18 protein-coding genes are annotated in these 17110 nt (G+C 46.1%); all 18 read right to left on the reverse strand.

The genetic code is table 11. From position 1 onward, the window contains the following. Positions 1-47 precede the first annotated feature (47 nt). Positions 48-473 (reverse strand): 50S ribosomal protein L11, encoded by a 426-nt coding sequence (rplK, locus tag NSQ91_RS29170; RefSeq protein ID WP_036680502.1) that lies wholly within the window; start codon positions 471-473, stop codon positions 48-50. A gap of 74 nt (positions 474-547) precedes the next feature. Next, positions 548-1081, reverse strand: a complete 534-nt coding sequence (gene nusG, locus NSQ91_RS29175; protein WP_036680499.1) for a transcription termination/antitermination protein NusG — start codon at positions 1079-1081, stop codon at positions 548-550. A 21-nt stretch (positions 1082-1102) separates the two neighbouring features. Then, positions 1103-1294, reverse strand: coding sequence for a preprotein translocase subunit SecE (gene secE, locus NSQ91_RS29180; protein ID WP_036680497.1), 192 nt, complete (start codon positions 1292-1294; stop codon positions 1103-1105). Positions 1295-1314: 20 nt separating this feature from the next. Next, entirely contained in the window at positions 1315-1464 is a 150-nt protein-coding gene (rpmG, locus tag NSQ91_RS29185; protein WP_076099620.1) for a 50S ribosomal protein L33, read from the reverse strand. A 391-nt stretch (positions 1465-1855) separates the two neighbouring features. Next, positions 1856-2500: an RNA polymerase sporulation sigma factor SigH gene (sigH, locus tag NSQ91_RS29190; RefSeq protein ID WP_036680496.1), complete on the reverse strand. Its 645-nt coding sequence runs from the start codon at positions 2498-2500 to the stop codon at positions 1856-1858. A 158-nt stretch (positions 2501-2658) separates the two neighbouring features. Further along, positions 2659-3180, reverse strand: coding sequence for an NYN domain-containing protein (locus NSQ91_RS29195; RefSeq protein ID WP_036680494.1), 522 nt, complete (start codon positions 3178-3180; stop codon positions 2659-2661). 2 nt (positions 3181-3182) lie between these two features. Next, positions 3183-3947 carry a 23S rRNA (guanosine(2251)-2'-O)-methyltransferase RlmB gene (gene rlmB / locus NSQ91_RS29200; protein WP_076105935.1) on the reverse strand — a complete coding sequence of 255 codons (765 nt, stop codon included), beginning with the start codon at positions 3945-3947 and terminating at the stop codon, positions 3183-3185. A 36-nt stretch (positions 3948-3983) separates the two neighbouring features. Then, entirely contained in the window at positions 3984-4418 is a 435-nt protein-coding gene (locus NSQ91_RS29205) for a Mini-ribonuclease 3 (RefSeq protein ID WP_076099622.1), read from the reverse strand. Continuing rightward, positions 4415-5821 carry a cysteine--tRNA ligase gene (cysS, locus tag NSQ91_RS29210; protein ID WP_076305243.1) on the reverse strand — a complete coding sequence of 469 codons (1407 nt, stop codon included), beginning with the start codon at positions 5819-5821 and terminating at the stop codon, positions 4415-4417. The genes NSQ91_RS29205 and cysS overlap by 4 nt, the downstream gene beginning before the upstream one ends. 49 nt (positions 5822-5870) lie before the next feature. After that, positions 5871-6563, reverse strand: a complete 693-nt coding sequence (cysE, locus tag NSQ91_RS29215; RefSeq protein ID WP_036680489.1) for a serine O-acetyltransferase — start codon at positions 6561-6563, stop codon at positions 5871-5873. Between the two features lie 553 nt (positions 6564-7116). Beyond that, complete coding sequence (gene gltX / locus NSQ91_RS29220) at positions 7117-8580, reverse strand: glutamate--tRNA ligase (RefSeq protein WP_036680487.1); 1464 nt, start codon at positions 8578-8580, stop codon at positions 7117-7119. Positions 8581-8631: 51 nt separating this feature from the next. Continuing rightward, entirely contained in the window at positions 8632-9120 is a 489-nt protein-coding gene (gene ispF, locus NSQ91_RS29225; protein ID WP_036680486.1) for a 2-C-methyl-D-erythritol 2,4-cyclodiphosphate synthase, read from the reverse strand. Further along, a complete protein-coding gene (gene ispD / locus NSQ91_RS29230; protein ID WP_340920970.1) occupies positions 9117-9815 on the reverse strand; it encodes a 2-C-methyl-D-erythritol 4-phosphate cytidylyltransferase in 699 nt (232 codons plus the stop codon). Before ispD ends, ispF begins: the two co-directional genes overlap by 4 nt. 95 nt (positions 9816-9910) lie before the next feature. Further along, positions 9911-10999, reverse strand: a complete 1089-nt coding sequence (locus tag NSQ91_RS29235) for a PIN/TRAM domain-containing protein (RefSeq protein ID WP_036680481.1) — start codon at positions 10997-10999, stop codon at positions 9911-9913. Between the two features lie 177 nt (positions 11000-11176). Further along, a complete protein-coding gene (gene pssA / locus NSQ91_RS29240; protein ID WP_036680477.1) occupies positions 11177-11914 on the reverse strand; it encodes a CDP-diacylglycerol--serine O-phosphatidyltransferase in 738 nt (245 codons plus the stop codon). A gap of 64 nt (positions 11915-11978) precedes the next feature. Beyond that, the gene (gene disA / locus NSQ91_RS29245; protein ID WP_036680475.1) at positions 11979-13055 is read right to left on the reverse strand and encodes a DNA integrity scanning diadenylate cyclase DisA; all 1077 of its coding nucleotides are present in this window, start codon (positions 13053-13055) and stop codon (positions 11979-11981) included. 13 nt (positions 13056-13068) lie between these two features. Beyond that, positions 13069-14436 (reverse strand): DNA repair protein RadA, encoded by a 1368-nt coding sequence (gene radA, locus NSQ91_RS29250; RefSeq protein ID WP_036680472.1) that lies wholly within the window; start codon positions 14434-14436, stop codon positions 13069-13071. Positions 14437-14622: 186 nt separating this feature from the next. Next, positions 14623-17091, reverse strand: coding sequence for an ATP-dependent protease ATP-binding subunit ClpC (clpC, locus tag NSQ91_RS29255; RefSeq protein ID WP_036680471.1), 2469 nt, complete (start codon positions 17089-17091; stop codon positions 14623-14625). Between the last annotated feature and the right edge of the window lie 19 nt (positions 17092-17110).

Raw genomic sequence — 17110 nt, forward strand, 5'->3', positions numbered from 1 at the left:
CCTCCCACATACTTGCGGGTCACGAATGACCGATTCTTCGAAAACTACTAGTCTTCGATTGTGATACCCATACTGCGGGCAGTACCTTCAACCATACGCATTGCAGCTTCAACAGTTGCAGCGTTAAGGTCAGGCATTTTTGTTTCAGCAATTTCACGTACCGCAGCGCGGCCGATTTTTGCTACTTTTTTCTTGTTTGGTTCGCCGGATCCTTTTTCTACTTTAGCAGCGATGCGAAGCAGAACAGCAGCCGGAGGAGTTTTAGTGATGAAAGTAAAGGAACGGTCTTCAAATACTGTAATTTCAACCGGAATGATCAAGCCAGCCTGGTCGGCAGTACGAGCATTAAATTCCTTACAGAATGCCATGATGTTGACACCTGCTTGACCTAACGCCGGACCTACTGGAGGCGCTGGATTCGCTTTCCCTGCAGGAATCTGCAGTTTCACCATTTTAATAACTTTTTTAGCCATGAGTGACACCTCCTTGCAAAAATAGTGGTCTTCGAACGCCAATAGCGCTCTCCCACAAGAAACCCTAGCTTATGTTATATTTTCTCCACTTGAGTGAAATCCAACTCTAGCGGGGTTTCCCGTCCAAACATGTTAACATGCACTTTGATCTTGCTCTTGTCAGCCAAAATTTCTTCCACGGAGCCCACAAAATTCGCAAACGGACCAACCATAATACGTACGGATTCCTTGATTTCGAAATCAATCTTCGCTTTAGGTTCAACCATGCCCATATGCTTCAGAATTTGTTCTACCTCTTCCGGAAGCAAAGCTGTTGGTTTAGACCCTGAGCCTGTCGAACCAACAAATCCAGTAACGCCCGGAGTATTGCGGACAACATACCAGGAATCATCAGTCTGAACCATTTCCACCAAAACATATCCGGGGTAAACTTTACGCATAACGGTTTTTTTCTTACCGTCTTTGTTTACGATTTCTTCTTCCATAGGAACAAGAACGCGGAATATTTTGTCTTCCATGCCCATGGACTCAACGCGCTTTTCCAAATTGGCTTTGACCTTATTCTCATACCCAGAATAGGTATGAACGACATACCATCTTTTTTCCATATCAAGCCACCTGGGACCTCTCTAAATAATCGCTTCAATCACAGCGGAAATACCGATGTCCAGAACCCAGAAGTAAATAGCGACAACTACAATCGTACCGAGAACGATCAATGTATAGTTGGTCAATTCTTTACGACTTGGCCAGCGAACCTTTTTGAGTTCACTCCAGCTCTCAGTGAAAAAGGAAAACATAGACTTGAAACTACGTTTCATGCCGACTACACCTCCACAGACTATCTGGTTTCGCGATGAGGAGTTTGCGAGTTACAATACTTGCAAAATTTCTTCATCTCCATGCGGTCGGGGTGATTTCGCTTGTTTTTGGTAGTCGCATAGTTTCTTTGTTTGCAACTTGTACAAGCCAAAGTGATAATTACCCGCATGATGTGCACCTCCCGAGACGTCCTTCTAATTCACATTAGAAGACGCAAATATTGATCCTAAAAAAAAGCCGCGAATTTAGGCCTACCTAAAACACTTTAGCATAATGTCAAGGTCTGTGTCAACGAAAGAATTCCGTTCTGCACTGGGTAATTCCGGGTTTAGTAGTCATATGGCCGTACCCTGTCTTTGGGTCTATCTCTTCCTCACACTTCGCTGTCTTCCTTACCATTATGGGGTATTCCGTCTGTGTATAAACCTACCTTCAACGGCAACGACTAAAATCGGCTCAAATAGTAATTTATGGTACAAGCACCTAATTCTATCCGAGTGATTTCAAAAAGACTAAAAAAAAGAACTCGATGTCCGAGCCCTCTCTTGTTCATTATATCATCAATTGTCACGTACTTCTAGATATCTTTCTAATTTCCTTTTTACTCGTTGTAGAGCGTTATCAATAGACTTTACATGCCGTTTAAGATCTTCAGCAATCTCTTGATAGGATCTTCCGTCTAAATACAACATCAGAACCTTGCGCTCCAAATCACTTAGAATCTCCGCCATCTTATCTTCAAGACCAATGAATTCTTCTTGATTAATAATTAGCTCTTCTGGATCTAGAACCTGTGTTCCACAAATGACATCCATAAGTGTTCTATCAGAATCTTCGTCATAAATGGGCTTGTCCAAGGAAACATAAGAGTTCAGCGGAATATGTTTCTGACGAGTGGCCGTCTTAATAGCCGTTATAATCTGTCGTGTAATGCAGAGCTCAGCAAAAGCCTTGAATGAAGAGAGCTTGTCACCTTTAAAGTCACGAATAGCCTTGTATAGACCAATCATTCCTTCTTGTACAATATCTTCACGGTCTGCCCCGATCAAGAAATAAGAGCGGGCTTTAGCACGTACAAAGTTACGGTATTTATTAATCAAGTGTTCTAATGCGCCACTGTCGCCACCACGGAAAGCCTCGACAATATCTTCATCACTTATGAAATCATACTCAGACAGCATTATTTCCTTGAGGTCGACACTCACCAAGAATCCCCCCGGCTGCAACGCAAGACACATCGTTACTTCGCGAAATATAGGATCAGTATATATTATGTTACCTTCCACCGTCAACCGGAGTTTGTCCAAAATCAATCTAGAATAGCATAAATTGGAATAAAATATTTCCTGATTCTTCCTCGATCTCACTGTCTGCGCCATTTTTCCAACTTACTGCGCACATCGGGAGGCAGTTTGTCTTCCAAAGAATGACGAGTAGAACTGACACCGCCAGGTTCAATAGCTTTTTTCACTTGTTTCTGATTCTCTTCAATTTCCAGATGCAATTCCCTTGCCGAAATTCGCAATGCACCTTGTGCAAAAATAATATGCTGCTCTATAAAATCACTCGTAGCCACATAGATCTGCCGGCGCCGATTGCTATATTCCCCAACCAGTCGCTCAATGCATTCATCTGCGGTTTCTTTTTCCTTGGTGAAGTACACCTGGACCTTACCCTGGACAAAAGACCTTCCCAACCCCGGAACACGGTATGCATCAAAAACAGCAATAACTCTTCGTCCAGAGAAAGCCTGGTAATCTGCCAGCAAATCCATCAAGCGGTCGCGTGCTTCCTGCATACCAATCTGGGACAGTGCCACAAGTTCCGGCCAGCCACCGATCATGTTATATCCATCCACAAGCAGCACATCGCGCCAGTCGGCCATAGCTATCCCTGCTGTTGCCGGCGGCGTATCACTTCATACATAATGACTCCTGCGGCGACAGAGGCATTTAATGAATTGATCTTTCCGGCCATCGGCAGCTTAAGAAGTACATCACATTTTTCACGAATCAGGCGTCCCATTCCTTTATTCTCATTGCCGATTACAACAGCTACCGGACCCGTGAAAATATCGGATTGGTATAGATTCTGATCGGTATCCACGTCTGTTCCTACTACCCAGACTCCCTGCTCTTTTAGACGGTCAATGGTCTGACCCAGGTTTGTAACCCGGGCAACCGGAACATACTCCACAGCACCCGCGGATGTTTTGGACACGGTCGCAGTTATCTGAGCCGAACGGCGTTTAGGTACGATTACCCCATGTACTCCAGTACAATCCGCCGTCCGCAGAATCGAGCCCAGGTTATGAGGATCTTCAATTTCATCAAGCAAAATAAGGAATGCCGGTTCTCCTTTGGCTTCTGCTATAGCTAACAGATCATCCACTTCAACATAGGCAAATGGTGCTGCTTGTGCAACCACCCCTTGATGCTGCACGCCTGGTGCCAGTTGATCCAGCTTACGCTTGTCCACATGCTGAATGACAATTCCCGCTTTCCGGGCTTCGGCAACGATGGGTGCTGTCAGATGCTTCTGGGCTGTCTCTGCAATCCAAATTTTATTTAATGTACGACCAGCACGAAGCGCTTCAAGCACAGAATGCTTCCCTGCCAATATTTCCTCTTCAGTCTTCAATTCTTCTTCCATGTTCACTTCTCCTATTTTCTATTTCGCCAAAGCCTATCACGGCTGTTTCAACATAAACTGTATACCCTTGTGCACAATTTCTTCTATTCTCTCCTGTTGTCCTGTGTAGTACAAGTGACCAATCAAGCACTCAAAAGCTGTAGCATGACGGTATTCAAGCACATCCGCATTCTTAGGAACACTTCCCGATTTCGCATTTCTTCCCTGACGGGCGACATCCTTCTCTTCTTCCGTGAGACTAGGCTCCAAAAAGTTCAGAATTGCACACTGTGCTTTAGCGGATACCAGCCCTGTAGCAGAACGATGCAAATGGTTCGGACGCAAATTCGGAAGAGATACTAAATACTGGCGAACAGCCACCTCATAGATAGCATCTCCTACATAAGCTAGAACAATAGGCGAAAGTAGTCGCGCAGGTTTGGAAGGCTCATAAGGAAACCATCCGTTATCAAACTTGCGTTCCTCACTCATTTACGACGCCACCGCATTCCTTGTGGAGTATCCTCAAGCAATATGCCCAAGCGGCCTAATTCATCACGGATCTCGTCAGACCGGCTCCAATTCTTATTCTTACGAGCTTCAACCCGCTCGGCGATCAACCGTTCAACTTCTTCACTTGCAATTTCCTCTTCCAGTTCAGGCGTCAATCGCAGCACAGCATTCATTTCGCCAAAAGCTTGCAGTAATGCAGCAAAATCAGCAGGAGCAGCCTCGTTATTCGCAAGCGTATGGTTTGCCAGGCTCACCCAATCGAACATAGCCGTGATCGCATCAGGCGTATTAAAGTCATCCTGCATTCTAGCATGGAAATTGGCCACTATAGCCGACAGCTTATCATTAATCTCTAAGTTGACCTCACCTTGAGCACCATCAGCAGCGAGTTCAAGCCGATGTTTAACGTTACTCTCTGCAAGCGTGATCCGTTCAACGCTCTTTTCGGCGGAAGTCATAGATTCCTCTGAGAAATTCAGCGGGTTACGGTAATGAGTCGATAGCATGAAATAGCGGATAGCTCCTGCTTTAAAACGCTCACGGATGTCTTTTACAAGCCAGCCATTACCGAGCGATTTCGACATTTTCTCGTCTCCGATGTTGATGAATCCGTTATGCATCCAGTAATTAGAGAGTGGTTTACCAGTCAGAGCTTCGGTCTGAGCGCATTCACATTCATGATGCGGGAACTGCAAATCTTGTCCACCACCATGGATATCAATCGTATCTCCCAAGAACTCTCGCGCCATAGCCGAGCATTCAATATGCCAGCCGGGACGTCCGTCTCCCCAAGGGCTACTCCAGTGCACTTCACCAGGTTTGGCTGCTTTCCAAAGCACAAAATCCTCCGGTTTTTCCTTACGTGAGTCCACCTCAACACGGATACCAAACTGCAGCTCATCCAGATTCTGACGAGATAATTTACCGTAGTCTTCAAATTTTGAAGTGCGGTAATATACATCGCCGCCGCTTTCGTATGCGTATCCTTTTTCCTCAAGCTCTTTAATAAATCCAATGATCAGCTCCATGCTTTCCGTTACACGGGGATTCAAGGTTGCCGGTTTAACACCAAGCCCTTCCAGGTCGTCACGGTAAGCAGCTATGAAAGTTTCCGCTACCTCTGCTACAGTAGTGTTCATTTCTTCGGCTTTGCGAATCAGTTTATCATCGACATCCGTGAAATTCGTAACATACCGCACCTCATTACCTAACAGCTCCAAGTAATTCCGGACCATATCAAAAACAATTATAGGTCTAGCATTTCCGATATGCATATATCCATAAACGGTTGGACCACACACATACATCTTAACTTTGCCCGGCTCCTGGGGCACAAACTGCTCCTTGCTGCGTGTCATTGTGTTATATATTTGTAAAGCCATCCTTATTCCAGCCCTTTCTGTTCTTCCGGATTCCTTAATACCGGGATGCTTAAATTTCGTAGTCACCAATATACTGCTGAGCTTCTGCTATCCGCTGTGCGGTTTTTTGTTTATCTTCTGCGCCAAGCTTTTCCCTAATTTCTTCGATTTCTTTCTGCAAAAACCGCAATGAATCGACAAGCGGGTCAGGCATCTTCGTATGATCGAGCCGATCGGATACCCGTTCTCCATTACGTTTTACCACACGACCTGGATTCCCTACTACTGTACTGTTGTTAGGCACTTCACGCAACACAACTGCATTCGAACCTATATTTGAATTGTCACCAATACGAAAAGATCCTAAAACCTTCGCACCGGAACCAATAACTACATTGTTGCCGACCGTGGGATGTCGCTTACCTTTTTCTTTTCCTGTTCCTCCAAGCGTAACCCCTTGATAGATTATAACATCATCACCGATTTCGCAGGTTTCTCCAATAACAATCCCCATACCATGGTCGATAAACAGCCTATTTCCGATGACAGCTCCAGGATGGATCTCAACACCAGTCATAAATCTGCTAAACTGCGAAACCATACGAGCCATTGTATACCAGCGGCGTTTGAAAAAAGAGTGGGCGATCCGGTGACCCCAAATGGCGTGCAAGCCGGCATATGTGAAGACAACCTCGAACCAGCTGCGGGCAGCAGGATCGTTATCAAATACCGCCCGAATGTCCGACTTAATATGCTTAAACATCACGGTTCCTCTCTTCTTAACTTCCTTATCTCCTGTTTACAGGTACACAAGAAAGGTATTGTCTCCAGGCCCATCATCCTTATCATACATATGCGGTGAGTGTTCGCTTGGTTTGTTATCTCGTAGAAATATAAGACAAAGAGTATTGTATGAAAATTATTTTTGCTTATATTTAGACAAAAAACGCCCCTGCAGCATAATGCTGCAGAGACGTTTAACCGCGGTTCCACTCTGCTTGAACGAATCAAATGAGCCGCTATTGTAACAAACGGCAGAATTTCTTCGTTCCACTTGGCATCATTAACGGCGACGTTCCCGGCGCGATCTAATGAGCCTTAAAAAGGTCATTCAACCGTGCAGCTCACAGGCGCATGTTCTGCCCCGGACAAATGAATAACTCCCAGCCCGAAAGGGTGTCCCTTTCTCGGTTATTCTCTCTGGCAATTGTCTTCAATGGACGTACTTCTCCTGATCACAGCTATTATCATATAATTCTATCTTAGCGCAAAAGACAAGATACTGACAAGGGGGTTTAGTCGTATGAAATACGACCTTAAGCGCCCTTAATTTGTGATTTCAAACGTTCGATGACCCGGTTTTTGCCGAGCAAAGCAATGGTTATATTAAGATCACGTCCGTGCGTTTGTCCGGTCAGAGCCACACGAATTGGCATAAAGAGTGCTTTGCCCTTATGACCTGTTTCTTTCTGTACTTCCTTAATCAGAACAGCCATGTTGCTTGCACTGAAATCCTGACAGGCTTCAACCTTAGCCAGAAAAGCAGACAATACCTCAGGAACTTGGCTTTCAGCCAGAACCTGTGCTGCTTCCGTTTCTAATTCTAGGTGACTGCGGAAGAACAGTTCCGATAGCGCCACGATGTCAGAAGCTGCAGTCATCTGCTCTTGATACAACGCGACAAGGCTTTCCGCCCATGCTTGTTGCTCTTCGTTCAGCTCAGCAGGTATTTTACCCGCTTTTTGCAGATGTGGAATAGCTAGCGCAGAGATCCGTTTAGGATCAGCATGCTTAATATAATGATTATTCAGATGCGCCAGCTTGTTTTTATCGAATACAGCCGGGCTTTTGGACAAACGGTCCGCATCAAAAATAGAAATAAGTTCTTCTTTACTGAAGATCTCTTCTTCTCCCTCTGGAGACCAGCCAAGCAGAGAAATGAAGTTAACCAGAGCCTCAGGTAAGTAACCCAATTCATCATATTGCTCGATAAACTGAATAACGGATTCATCCCGTTTGCTGAGCTTCTTGTGGTTGTCGCCAACAATAAGCGTCATGTGACCAAATAAAGGTGGCTCCCAGCCAAGCGCTTCATAGATCATAAGCTGGCGGGGTGTGTTGGAAATATGGTCTTCTCCACGCAATACGTGAGTAATAGCCATCAGATGATCGTCAACAGCTACCGCGAAGTTATAGGTCGGAATTCCGTCCTTCTTCACAATAACAAAGTCACCCATTTCTTTTGTGTCAAAAGAAATACTGCCTTTTACGAGATCATCAAACGCATACGTACGATCTTCTGGCACACGGAAGCGAATGCTAGCCACTCGTCCCTCAGCTTCAAAAGCTAAACGTTGCTCTTCAGTCAGATCACGGTGTTTGCCAGAATAACGAGGCGTTTCTCCGCGGGCAGTCTGTTCTTCACGTTCCGCTTCCAGCTCTTCCTCTGTGCAATAGCAGCGGTAAGCCAAACCTCTGTCCAGCAAATCCTGCCAATGTACACGATATAAGTCAAGACGTTCTGTCTGACGGTAGGGTCCGTACTCTCCGCCAACATCAACGCTCTCATCCCAATCCATACCCAGCCATTTCAAATACTTAAGCTGGCTCTCTTCACCACCAGCGACATTGCGCTTTACGTCTGTATCTTCAATTCTGATAATGAATTTACCGCCTTTATTACGGGCGAACAGATAGTTAAACAGCGCCGTTCTGGCGTTACCTATATGTAAATGTCCCGTAGGGCTCGGTGCGTAACGCACCCGGACTTCATCCGTCATTGTATTCCCTCCGCTTCATATGGTTGAACTTAATTTACTACTTAGACCATCTCAAGATGATATCACATCTTGGAGTAGACAGACAATAGATTGTGCGGCAATTCCTTCGCCGCGTCCGGCAAAACCAAGCTGCTCAGTTGTAGTAGCTTTAACATTCACCTTGGACGGGTCGGCATTAAGCGCACGTGCAATAATCTCGGTCATTTGTGGAATGTACGGAGCCATCTTAGGCTTTTGGGCGATAATCGTTGAATCAATATTTCCCAGCTTATATCCTCGCTCACGAGCAAGTGCCCATACCTCTTCTAATAACTTCAAGCTATCTGCGTCCTTAAAAGCTGGATCTGTATCCGGAAAATGTCTGCCAATATCACCAAGTCCAAGTGCGCCTAGAATCGCGTCACTAACTGCATGTAGCAGCACATCTGCATCGGAATGCCCAAGCAATCCTTTTTCGTAAGGAATCGTAACTCCCCCAATAATACAAGGCCTGCCCTCTACCAGCTGATGCACATCAAATCCTTGTCCTACAGCGATCATGATTGTCCCTCTCCCCTGTTTCTTTCTGTGAATTCTGCATAATCCAAATCATCAGGTGTCGTAATCTTAATATTTCTGTAGCTTCCCTCTACCACAGAAACCGGAATCCCCGCACGCTCCGCCAAGCTGGAGTCATCGGTGCCCAGAAAGCCATCCCGCTCCGCCGCTGCATAAGCCTCCAGCAAATCAGAAAGACGAAAAGTCTGCGGGGTTTGAATCGCCCACAGACTTCGCCGATCCGGCGTAGACAGTACTTGTCCTTCATTATCCACCTGTTTGATCGTATCCTTGACGGGTACAGCAAGAACCGAAGCACCCATCTGCTTCGCTCGTTCGTAGCAAGCCTCAATTTCATTTGGCTGTACAAACGGACGAACACCATCATGTACCATTACCCACTGTGTCGTAAGGTTCAACAACCCTTTATGTACGGAATGCTGACGCTCAGATCCACCAGTTACTATAGCCTTAACCTTGTCCAGCTTATAGAGCTGTATCCATTCCCGGCAGCGTTCAATATCCTCTTCACCGGTTACGAGCACGATTTCAGAGATCAATTCGTGCTGCTGGAATACCTCCAGCGTATGAACGATAATCGGCTTCCCCTGCAGTAACAAATATTGCTTGCTCTCCGCAGTTCCCATTCGCGTTCCTCTGCCTGCCGCCACAATGACGACGCCCACACTGTTTGACATTAATCTGGCTCCTGTCTTTCACGTATAATCCCATCATAACGTGTTTGGCGGGCATTTCCAACCCATAGGACAGTCCCCATACACTTTATCTTCACTTATTGCGCTTTTTCCAAAAGTTTTGGCTTAGCAAATATCATTCGGCCAGCCGAAGTTTGCAGCACGCTAGTGACCAGAACCTCCATCGTAGTCCCGATATATTCACGTCCGCCTTCTACAACAATCATCGTTCCATCGTCTAAGTAGGCTACCCCTTGCCCATGTTCTTTGCCATCCTTAATGACCTGAACTACGATTTCCTCACCAGGCAGCACTACAGGCTTCACAGCATTCGCCAGATCGTTAATATTCAGAACGGAAACACCCTGCAATTCGCAAACCTTATTTAAGTTGAAATCATTTGTGACTACTTTACCTTGGAGTACCTTCGCTAACTTCACTAACTTACTGTCAACCTCAGAGATTTCTTCAAAATCTCCCTCATAGATCAATACCTTCACATCAAGCTCTTTTTGAATTTTATTGAGAATATCAAGCCCACGCCGTCCCCGGTTCCGTTTCAACAGATCCGAAGAATCAGCAATATGCTGGAGCTCTTCAAGCACGAATTCAGGTATGACAATGGTTCCCTCAATAAATCCCGTCTTACAAATGTCAGCGATTCTTCCATCGATAATAACACTTGTGTCGAGGATTTTATGTTCCTCAAGCCCGCGGCCTTCCGGCTCAGCCGCTTGGCCCCAGCGTCCAGATGTCCACAGCGCAGCAAGCTCCTCTTTTTTCTCCAAACCGATCCGCAGCCCCAGATATCCAAAAGCTAACGTAGCTGGCACTTGCAGCAGCTGCCCAGCTTTCCCAAGCCAGATCATTGCAGGGTATAACAGGAGAGATAACAGAAGCCCCCCTGTAAGCCCAGCTGCACTTGCAGCTAATTCATTCATTGGAATACGCGAACAGTAGTGAACCGCCTCCCGCAGTTTTGAACCTCCCCATTCCGCGCATAAAGACCCCGCAAACAAAAAAATAATGGCACCCAGCACCGTAAATAAAATGCTTCCTTCTACAGGTAAGCTTTCACCCAGCTTTTCCATCCCCTTGGGGAATCCTCTTTCGAGCGCATGGTATAGCGAAAAACCTGACCAAGCACCACATATTAAGGCAAAAGACAAAATCACTTTTTTCCACATAACCTAACGCACCTCCTTTTTATTCATCCTAAATGGATCTATTCCTCACCAGTATGTTCCAATTTTCAAGACGATAAACTTGGGGTAGCGCTGGAAATGCAAAAAGGCTTTGCCATCCCCTAGGGAAGACAAAACCTTTGGTCATAATTTATTCAGTTACCTTACCTTATGGACCGATTAACCGTTCTTGGAATGATACACTTTATCCTCTGAACGGCTACGACGACGATGACGGCGTCTGGCTGTCAACCGATCAATATTTTGCTTAAAGCCGTATAATGCATAAATTCCAAGTAAGACAAAGATCAGCTTAGCGATTTGCTCTGGGAACACAACAGCTACAGCCACTGCAACAACAATAACCACTGGCGCTCCAACCACCGCTTTTTTCGGCAATCCAATCTTTTTGAAATTAGGATATTTAACAGTGCTGACCATCAAATAGGATAAGAGCAGTGTAGCAACGATCATAAACGGAGCCGAAACATCTTTATTAAAAAGAGCTAATGTGGCCAGTACACCACCTGCAGCAGGAATTGGCAAACCGATAAAATAACCCGGAACCCCCGGACGAACATTAAAACGGGCTAAGCGCAAAGCACCAAACACCGGAAAAATCGCAGTTACTGTCCAGCCTAATGCAGAGTTTAAATCCTGCAGGCTTGAGACGTACAAAATAACGGCCGGTGCGACTCCGAAAGAAACGACATCAGATAAGGAGTCCAACTCCTTGCCAAATTCGCTTTCGCATTTTAGAGCGCGAGCTACTCGACCATCTAAGCCGTCTAACAGCATAGCAATAATAACCATGATAGCGGCCATGCTAATCTTACCGTCAAACGCCATCATGATACCAAACATTCCGAGCATCAAATTACCTATCGTAAAAAGACTCGGAATTGATTTTTGTATCATTTCTTCACCTCAATTTTCTAACTTTGGCCTTTAACGTCCCCAATATTACGTGATTGTATGTTATTTACATTTGCCTGTCAATAAGAACTTGCTTCTGTAAACGTTTGAGCCCATCCTGAATATTACGGGCCCGCACCTCCCCAATTCCGTCCACTTCATCCAATTCAGCTATACTTGCGGACATCAAATTAGGCAGCATTTCAAACCGCTCCACCAGATTGTGAATGATCACATTCGGAAGCCGCGGAATTTTGTTTAGCAGGCGATAACCACGTGGAGTCACCACTTCTTCAGAGGTAATTGCCGTAGAGGAATAACCCAGTATACGGGCAATATGGTTATCATCCATCAGATCATCATCGCTTATCCGTTTGAGACCGGCGATAATTTCACGGATTTTATCTTCCTGCTCTTCCTTAGCATAGTCTCTGTATAGAAGCCATGCTTCTTCCTCTGTATTTCCAACCAGTTCTTCCATCTGCATGCTGATCAGGCGTCCTTCGTTGCCCAATTCGTTGATATAGCGTTTGATCTCCATTTTTATGCGCAAAACCATCTCTACACGCTGGATAACACCCACTACTTCAGCAACGGTAACAATGCCCTCATATTCTGAAGCTGACAAATTCGTCAGTCCTTGCGTGAGCACTGCTTTATACTTCTCGAGTGTCTGAATCGCTTGGTTAGCCTTTGCCAAAATAGCCCCGATCTCTTTGAGTGCATAACGTATCGAGCCTTGATAAAGCGTGATGATATTGCGGCGTTGTGAAATGGAAACCACCAGCTTACCCGTTTGCTTCGCTACCCGCTCCGCGGTCCGGTGACGGATCCCCGTCTCGATGGATGAGATTGAGGAATCTGGTATAAGTTGTGTATTAGCATACAATATACGCTTTAAATCCTCGCTTAGAATAATAGCTCCGTCCATTTTAGCTAGCTCATATAAATAATTGGGCGAAAAATCGCAGTTAATGGAGAATCCACCATCCACTACATCCATCACCTCAGGACTGTACCCTACGACAATAAGTGCCCCTGTCTTAGCGCGCAGCACATTCTCCAAACCTTCCCGAAAAGGTGTACCCGGTGCCGCCAGTCTGAGCAGATCATTCATATTCTCTAATTGGTTATATTCTTTCATATCCCTGTGCCCCCTAATCTAACGCGACCGATAGTGCATCTGCTACGGTACTGACGCCAATAATCTGGATATCTTGCGGGTGCTTCCATCCCTTCATGCTCTTTTCAGGCATAATCACCCGCCGGAAGCCAAGCTTTGCGGCCTCCTTAACGCGCATTTCCGCGCGCGAAACGCCTCTTACCTCACCGGTAAGTCCTACTTCTCCGAAGAAAACGTCGTAAGGTTTTGTTGAAATATCACGAAAACTGGAGGCGATACTAATAGCTACAGCTAGATCAATCGCCGGTTCATCCAGCTTTACTCCCCCGGCAACATTCAGGTATGCATCCTGATTCTGCAGGAACATGCCCATCCGTTTCTCGAGTACAGCGATAATAAGTGCCATCCGCTGGTGATCCATGCCTGTGCACATTCGCCGTGGGGAAGGGAAGTGGGTGGCAGCAACAAGTGCCTGAAGTTCTACAAGCACAGGTCTAGTTCCCTCCATACTGGCCACCACAGTAGAACCAGCCACGCCAAGCGGACGTTCCGATAAAAAGAGCTCCGATGGATTCTCTACTTCGGTAAGCCCCGCTTCACCCATTTCGAAAATGCCGATTTCATTCGTAGAGCCAAAGCGGTTTTTTACAGCCCGCAAAAGTCTATACGTATGATGCCGCTCACCCTCAAAATACAGCACGCAGTCCACCATATGTTCAAGCATCCGTGGTCCAGCAATAGCCCCTTCCTTGGTAACATGACCAACGAGAACTGTTGCAATTCCACGAATCTTAGCGATACGCATAAATCTTGTCGTACACTCCCGAACCTGGGTCACGCTGCCTGGCGCACTCGTTACTTCTGGCATAAATACGGTCTGAATAGAATCGATGACAAGAAATTGTGGCTGGATTTGTTCGATCGCTTCTTCTATGCTTTCCATATTTGTCTCACAAAGTACATAAAGCTCCGTTGACAACGCATCGAGGCGATCCGCGCGCAGTTTAGTTTGCCTTACCGATTCTTCGCCCGAGATATACAGTACTCGCAATCCCTGTGTTGTAAGGGCGTGCGAGGTCTGTAATAAGAGCGTAGATTTACCGATTCCTGGGTCTCCCCCTACTAGTACCAGCGATCCTGGTACGATCCCCCCACCGAGAACACGGTTAAGCTCACCTATACCTGTCAGTATGCGCGGTTCCTTGTCACTTTCTATACTTATGATCGACTGTGCCTTTTCTTTACTATGAAAAATAGGGGCATTCATTCCCTGTGTTTTGACTACGCTTTCCGTTTCCTCCACCATGGAGTTCCAAGCCTGGCACCCTGGGCATTTCCCGAACCATTTTGGCGATTCGTATCCACAGTCGGTGCAAAAAAATTTTGTTTTTGCTTTAGCCATTTGTTCTCCTTACGGTCCGAACTGTTTACAATTCGGATCATTTTCTTCTAATGAAAGTTTACCATTTCTACCCCTTTAACGAAAGGTCATTCGGTATTTGCATTAAATGTATATTTTAAATTGATCTATTTCCAATAAAAAAAGCTTCCGCTCCTCTATAAATAAGGAGCGAAAGCCTTGTTTATTTTATTCGGATTCTACTTCTTTTTCAAGCGCTGGCGCTACTGGAGCGTCCACTTTAGTCACCACAAGTTCTCCGCCGACCTCATCAATATTGAGGGAATCACCCTTTTGGATATTTCCTCTCAACAATTCCTCAGAAAGACGGTCCTCAATATGCTTCTGAATTGCCCGGCGCAATGGACGTGCACCAAAGGCTGGGTCATAACCTTCTTTAGCCAAGAAGGCCTTCGCTGCATCCGTGAGTACGAAATCAACATCATATTCACGCAGGCGCTTGCGCAGCTCATCAGACATCAACGTAACGATCTCAGCGATATGTTTCTCATCGAGTGAGTGGAAGACGATGATTTCGTCGATCCGGTTCAAGAACTCTGGACGGAAGCTCTTCTTGAGCTCTTCCATAACCTTGCCCTTCATATTGCCGTATTCTGCTCCTGCATCTTGCACAGCCGTGAATCCAAGCGTTGAATTCTTCTTGATTGCCTGTGCGCCTACGTTAGAGGTCAGAATGATAAGTGTATTGCGGAAGTCAACTACCCGGCCTTTGGAGTCGGTGAGGCGACCATCTTCAAGCACTTGCAGCAAAATGTTGAATACTTCCGGATGTGCTTTTTCAATTTCATCAAGCAGTACTACCGAGTATGGTTTACGACGTACCTTCTCTGTTAATTGGCCGCCTTCTTCATAGCCGACATATCCAGGAGGGGCACCAACTAAACGGGATGTGGAGTGCTTCTCCATATATTCCGACATATCAATACGGATGACCGCATTCTCATCGCCGAACATGGCTTCAGCAAGCGCACGAGCCAACTCAGTTTTACCTACACCCGTAGGACCGAGGAAGATAAAGGAGCCCATTGGACGTTTCGGATCTTTAAGACCCGCACGCGCCCGGCGCAATGCCCGGCTGACAGCCTTAACAGCTTCGTCCTGACCAATCACTCGTTCATGCAGCAGAGCTTCCATGTTAAGCAGACGGTCGGTCTCTTCTTCTTTCAGCTTGCTTACAGGGATTCCCGTCCAGCTTGCAACAACCTGTGCGATATCTTCAGGTGTAACTTCAGAATCGGTGCGTCCTTGTTTTTCTTTCCACTGGTTCTTAGTCGTATCAAGCTCTTCACGGATTTTTTGCTCCGTATCACGCAGGGCAGCCGCTTTCTCAAACTCTTGGCTCTGAACAGCAGAATCCTTCTCCTTGCGGATATCATCCAAGCGCATTTCTAGTTCCTTCAGATTTGGCGGGATAGTGTAAGAGTGAAGCCTTACTTTAGACCCTGCTTCATCGATAAGGTCAATGGCTTTATCCGGCAGGAAACGATCCGGAATGTAACGATCAGACAGCTTTACAGCTTCCACGATAGCTTCATCCGTAATTTTCACACGGTGATGTGCTTCATAACGATCGCGAAGTCCAAATAAAATTTGTACCGCTTCTTCTGGAGATGGCTGATCCACCGTAATCGGTTGGAAACGACGCTCCAAAGCTGCATCTTTTTCAATGTATTTACGATATTCATCCAGCGTAGTCGCACCGATGCACTGAAGTTCTCCGCGGGCTAAAGCCGGCTTAAGAATGTTGGAAGCATCAATAGCACCTTCTGCGCCACCAGCACCGATCAGCGTATGAAGCTCATCGATAAAGAGTACGATATTCCCCGCTTGGCGAATCTCATCCATGATTTTCTTGAGGCGGTCTTCAAACTCGCCGCGATATTTAGTACCAGCCACTACCGAGCCCATATCGAGCGTCATTACGCGTTTGTCGCGCAGTGTTTCTGGGATTTCATTATTAATGATCTTTTGGGCCAAGCCTTCAGCAATAGCTGTTTTGCCAACCCCAGGTTCACCTATCAACACCGGGTTGTTCTTCGTCCGGCGGCTCAGTACCTGAATAACACGTTCAATTTCCTTGCTACGACCGATAACTGGATCCAGGTTACCATCCTTGGCATAAGCCGTCAAATCGCGTGCTAGGCCGTCTAGAGTAGGTGTGCTGACATTAGCAGGTGTTCCGCTATGACTGGATGCAGCCTCGCTGCTTCCCAGAAGCTGAAGCACTTGCTGACGAGCTTTGTTCAAGCTGATGCCTAGGTTATTAAGCACACGAGCCGCGACACCTTCTCCTTCACGAATAAGTCCTAGCAGAATATGCTCAGTGCCGACATACGTATGTCCCAGCTTGCGGGCTTCGTCCATCGACAACTCGATTACTTTTTTGGCGCGAGGAGTATAAGCAATGTTCGTAGGTTGTTCTTGGCCTCTGCCAATCAGTGTCTCCACTTCGTCCTGGATTTTTTCAAGACCCAGACCCAAAGCGATTAATGCTTTAGCAGCAATGCCGTCTCCTTCACGAATAAGTCCTAGCAAAATATGTTCTGTGCCAATATTGTTGTGTCCTAAACGAACAGCTTCTTCCTGCGCTAGCGCTAGCACTTTTTGTGCGCGTTCCGTAAATCTTCCAAACATCATATCTCCTGCACCTCCATGA

Source organism: Paenibacillus sp. FSL R7-0048, from assembly GCF_038004505.1.
In the GTDB taxonomy this organism is placed as follows: Bacteria; Bacillota; Bacilli; order Paenibacillales; family Paenibacillaceae; genus Paenibacillus_AQ; species Paenibacillus_AQ odorifer.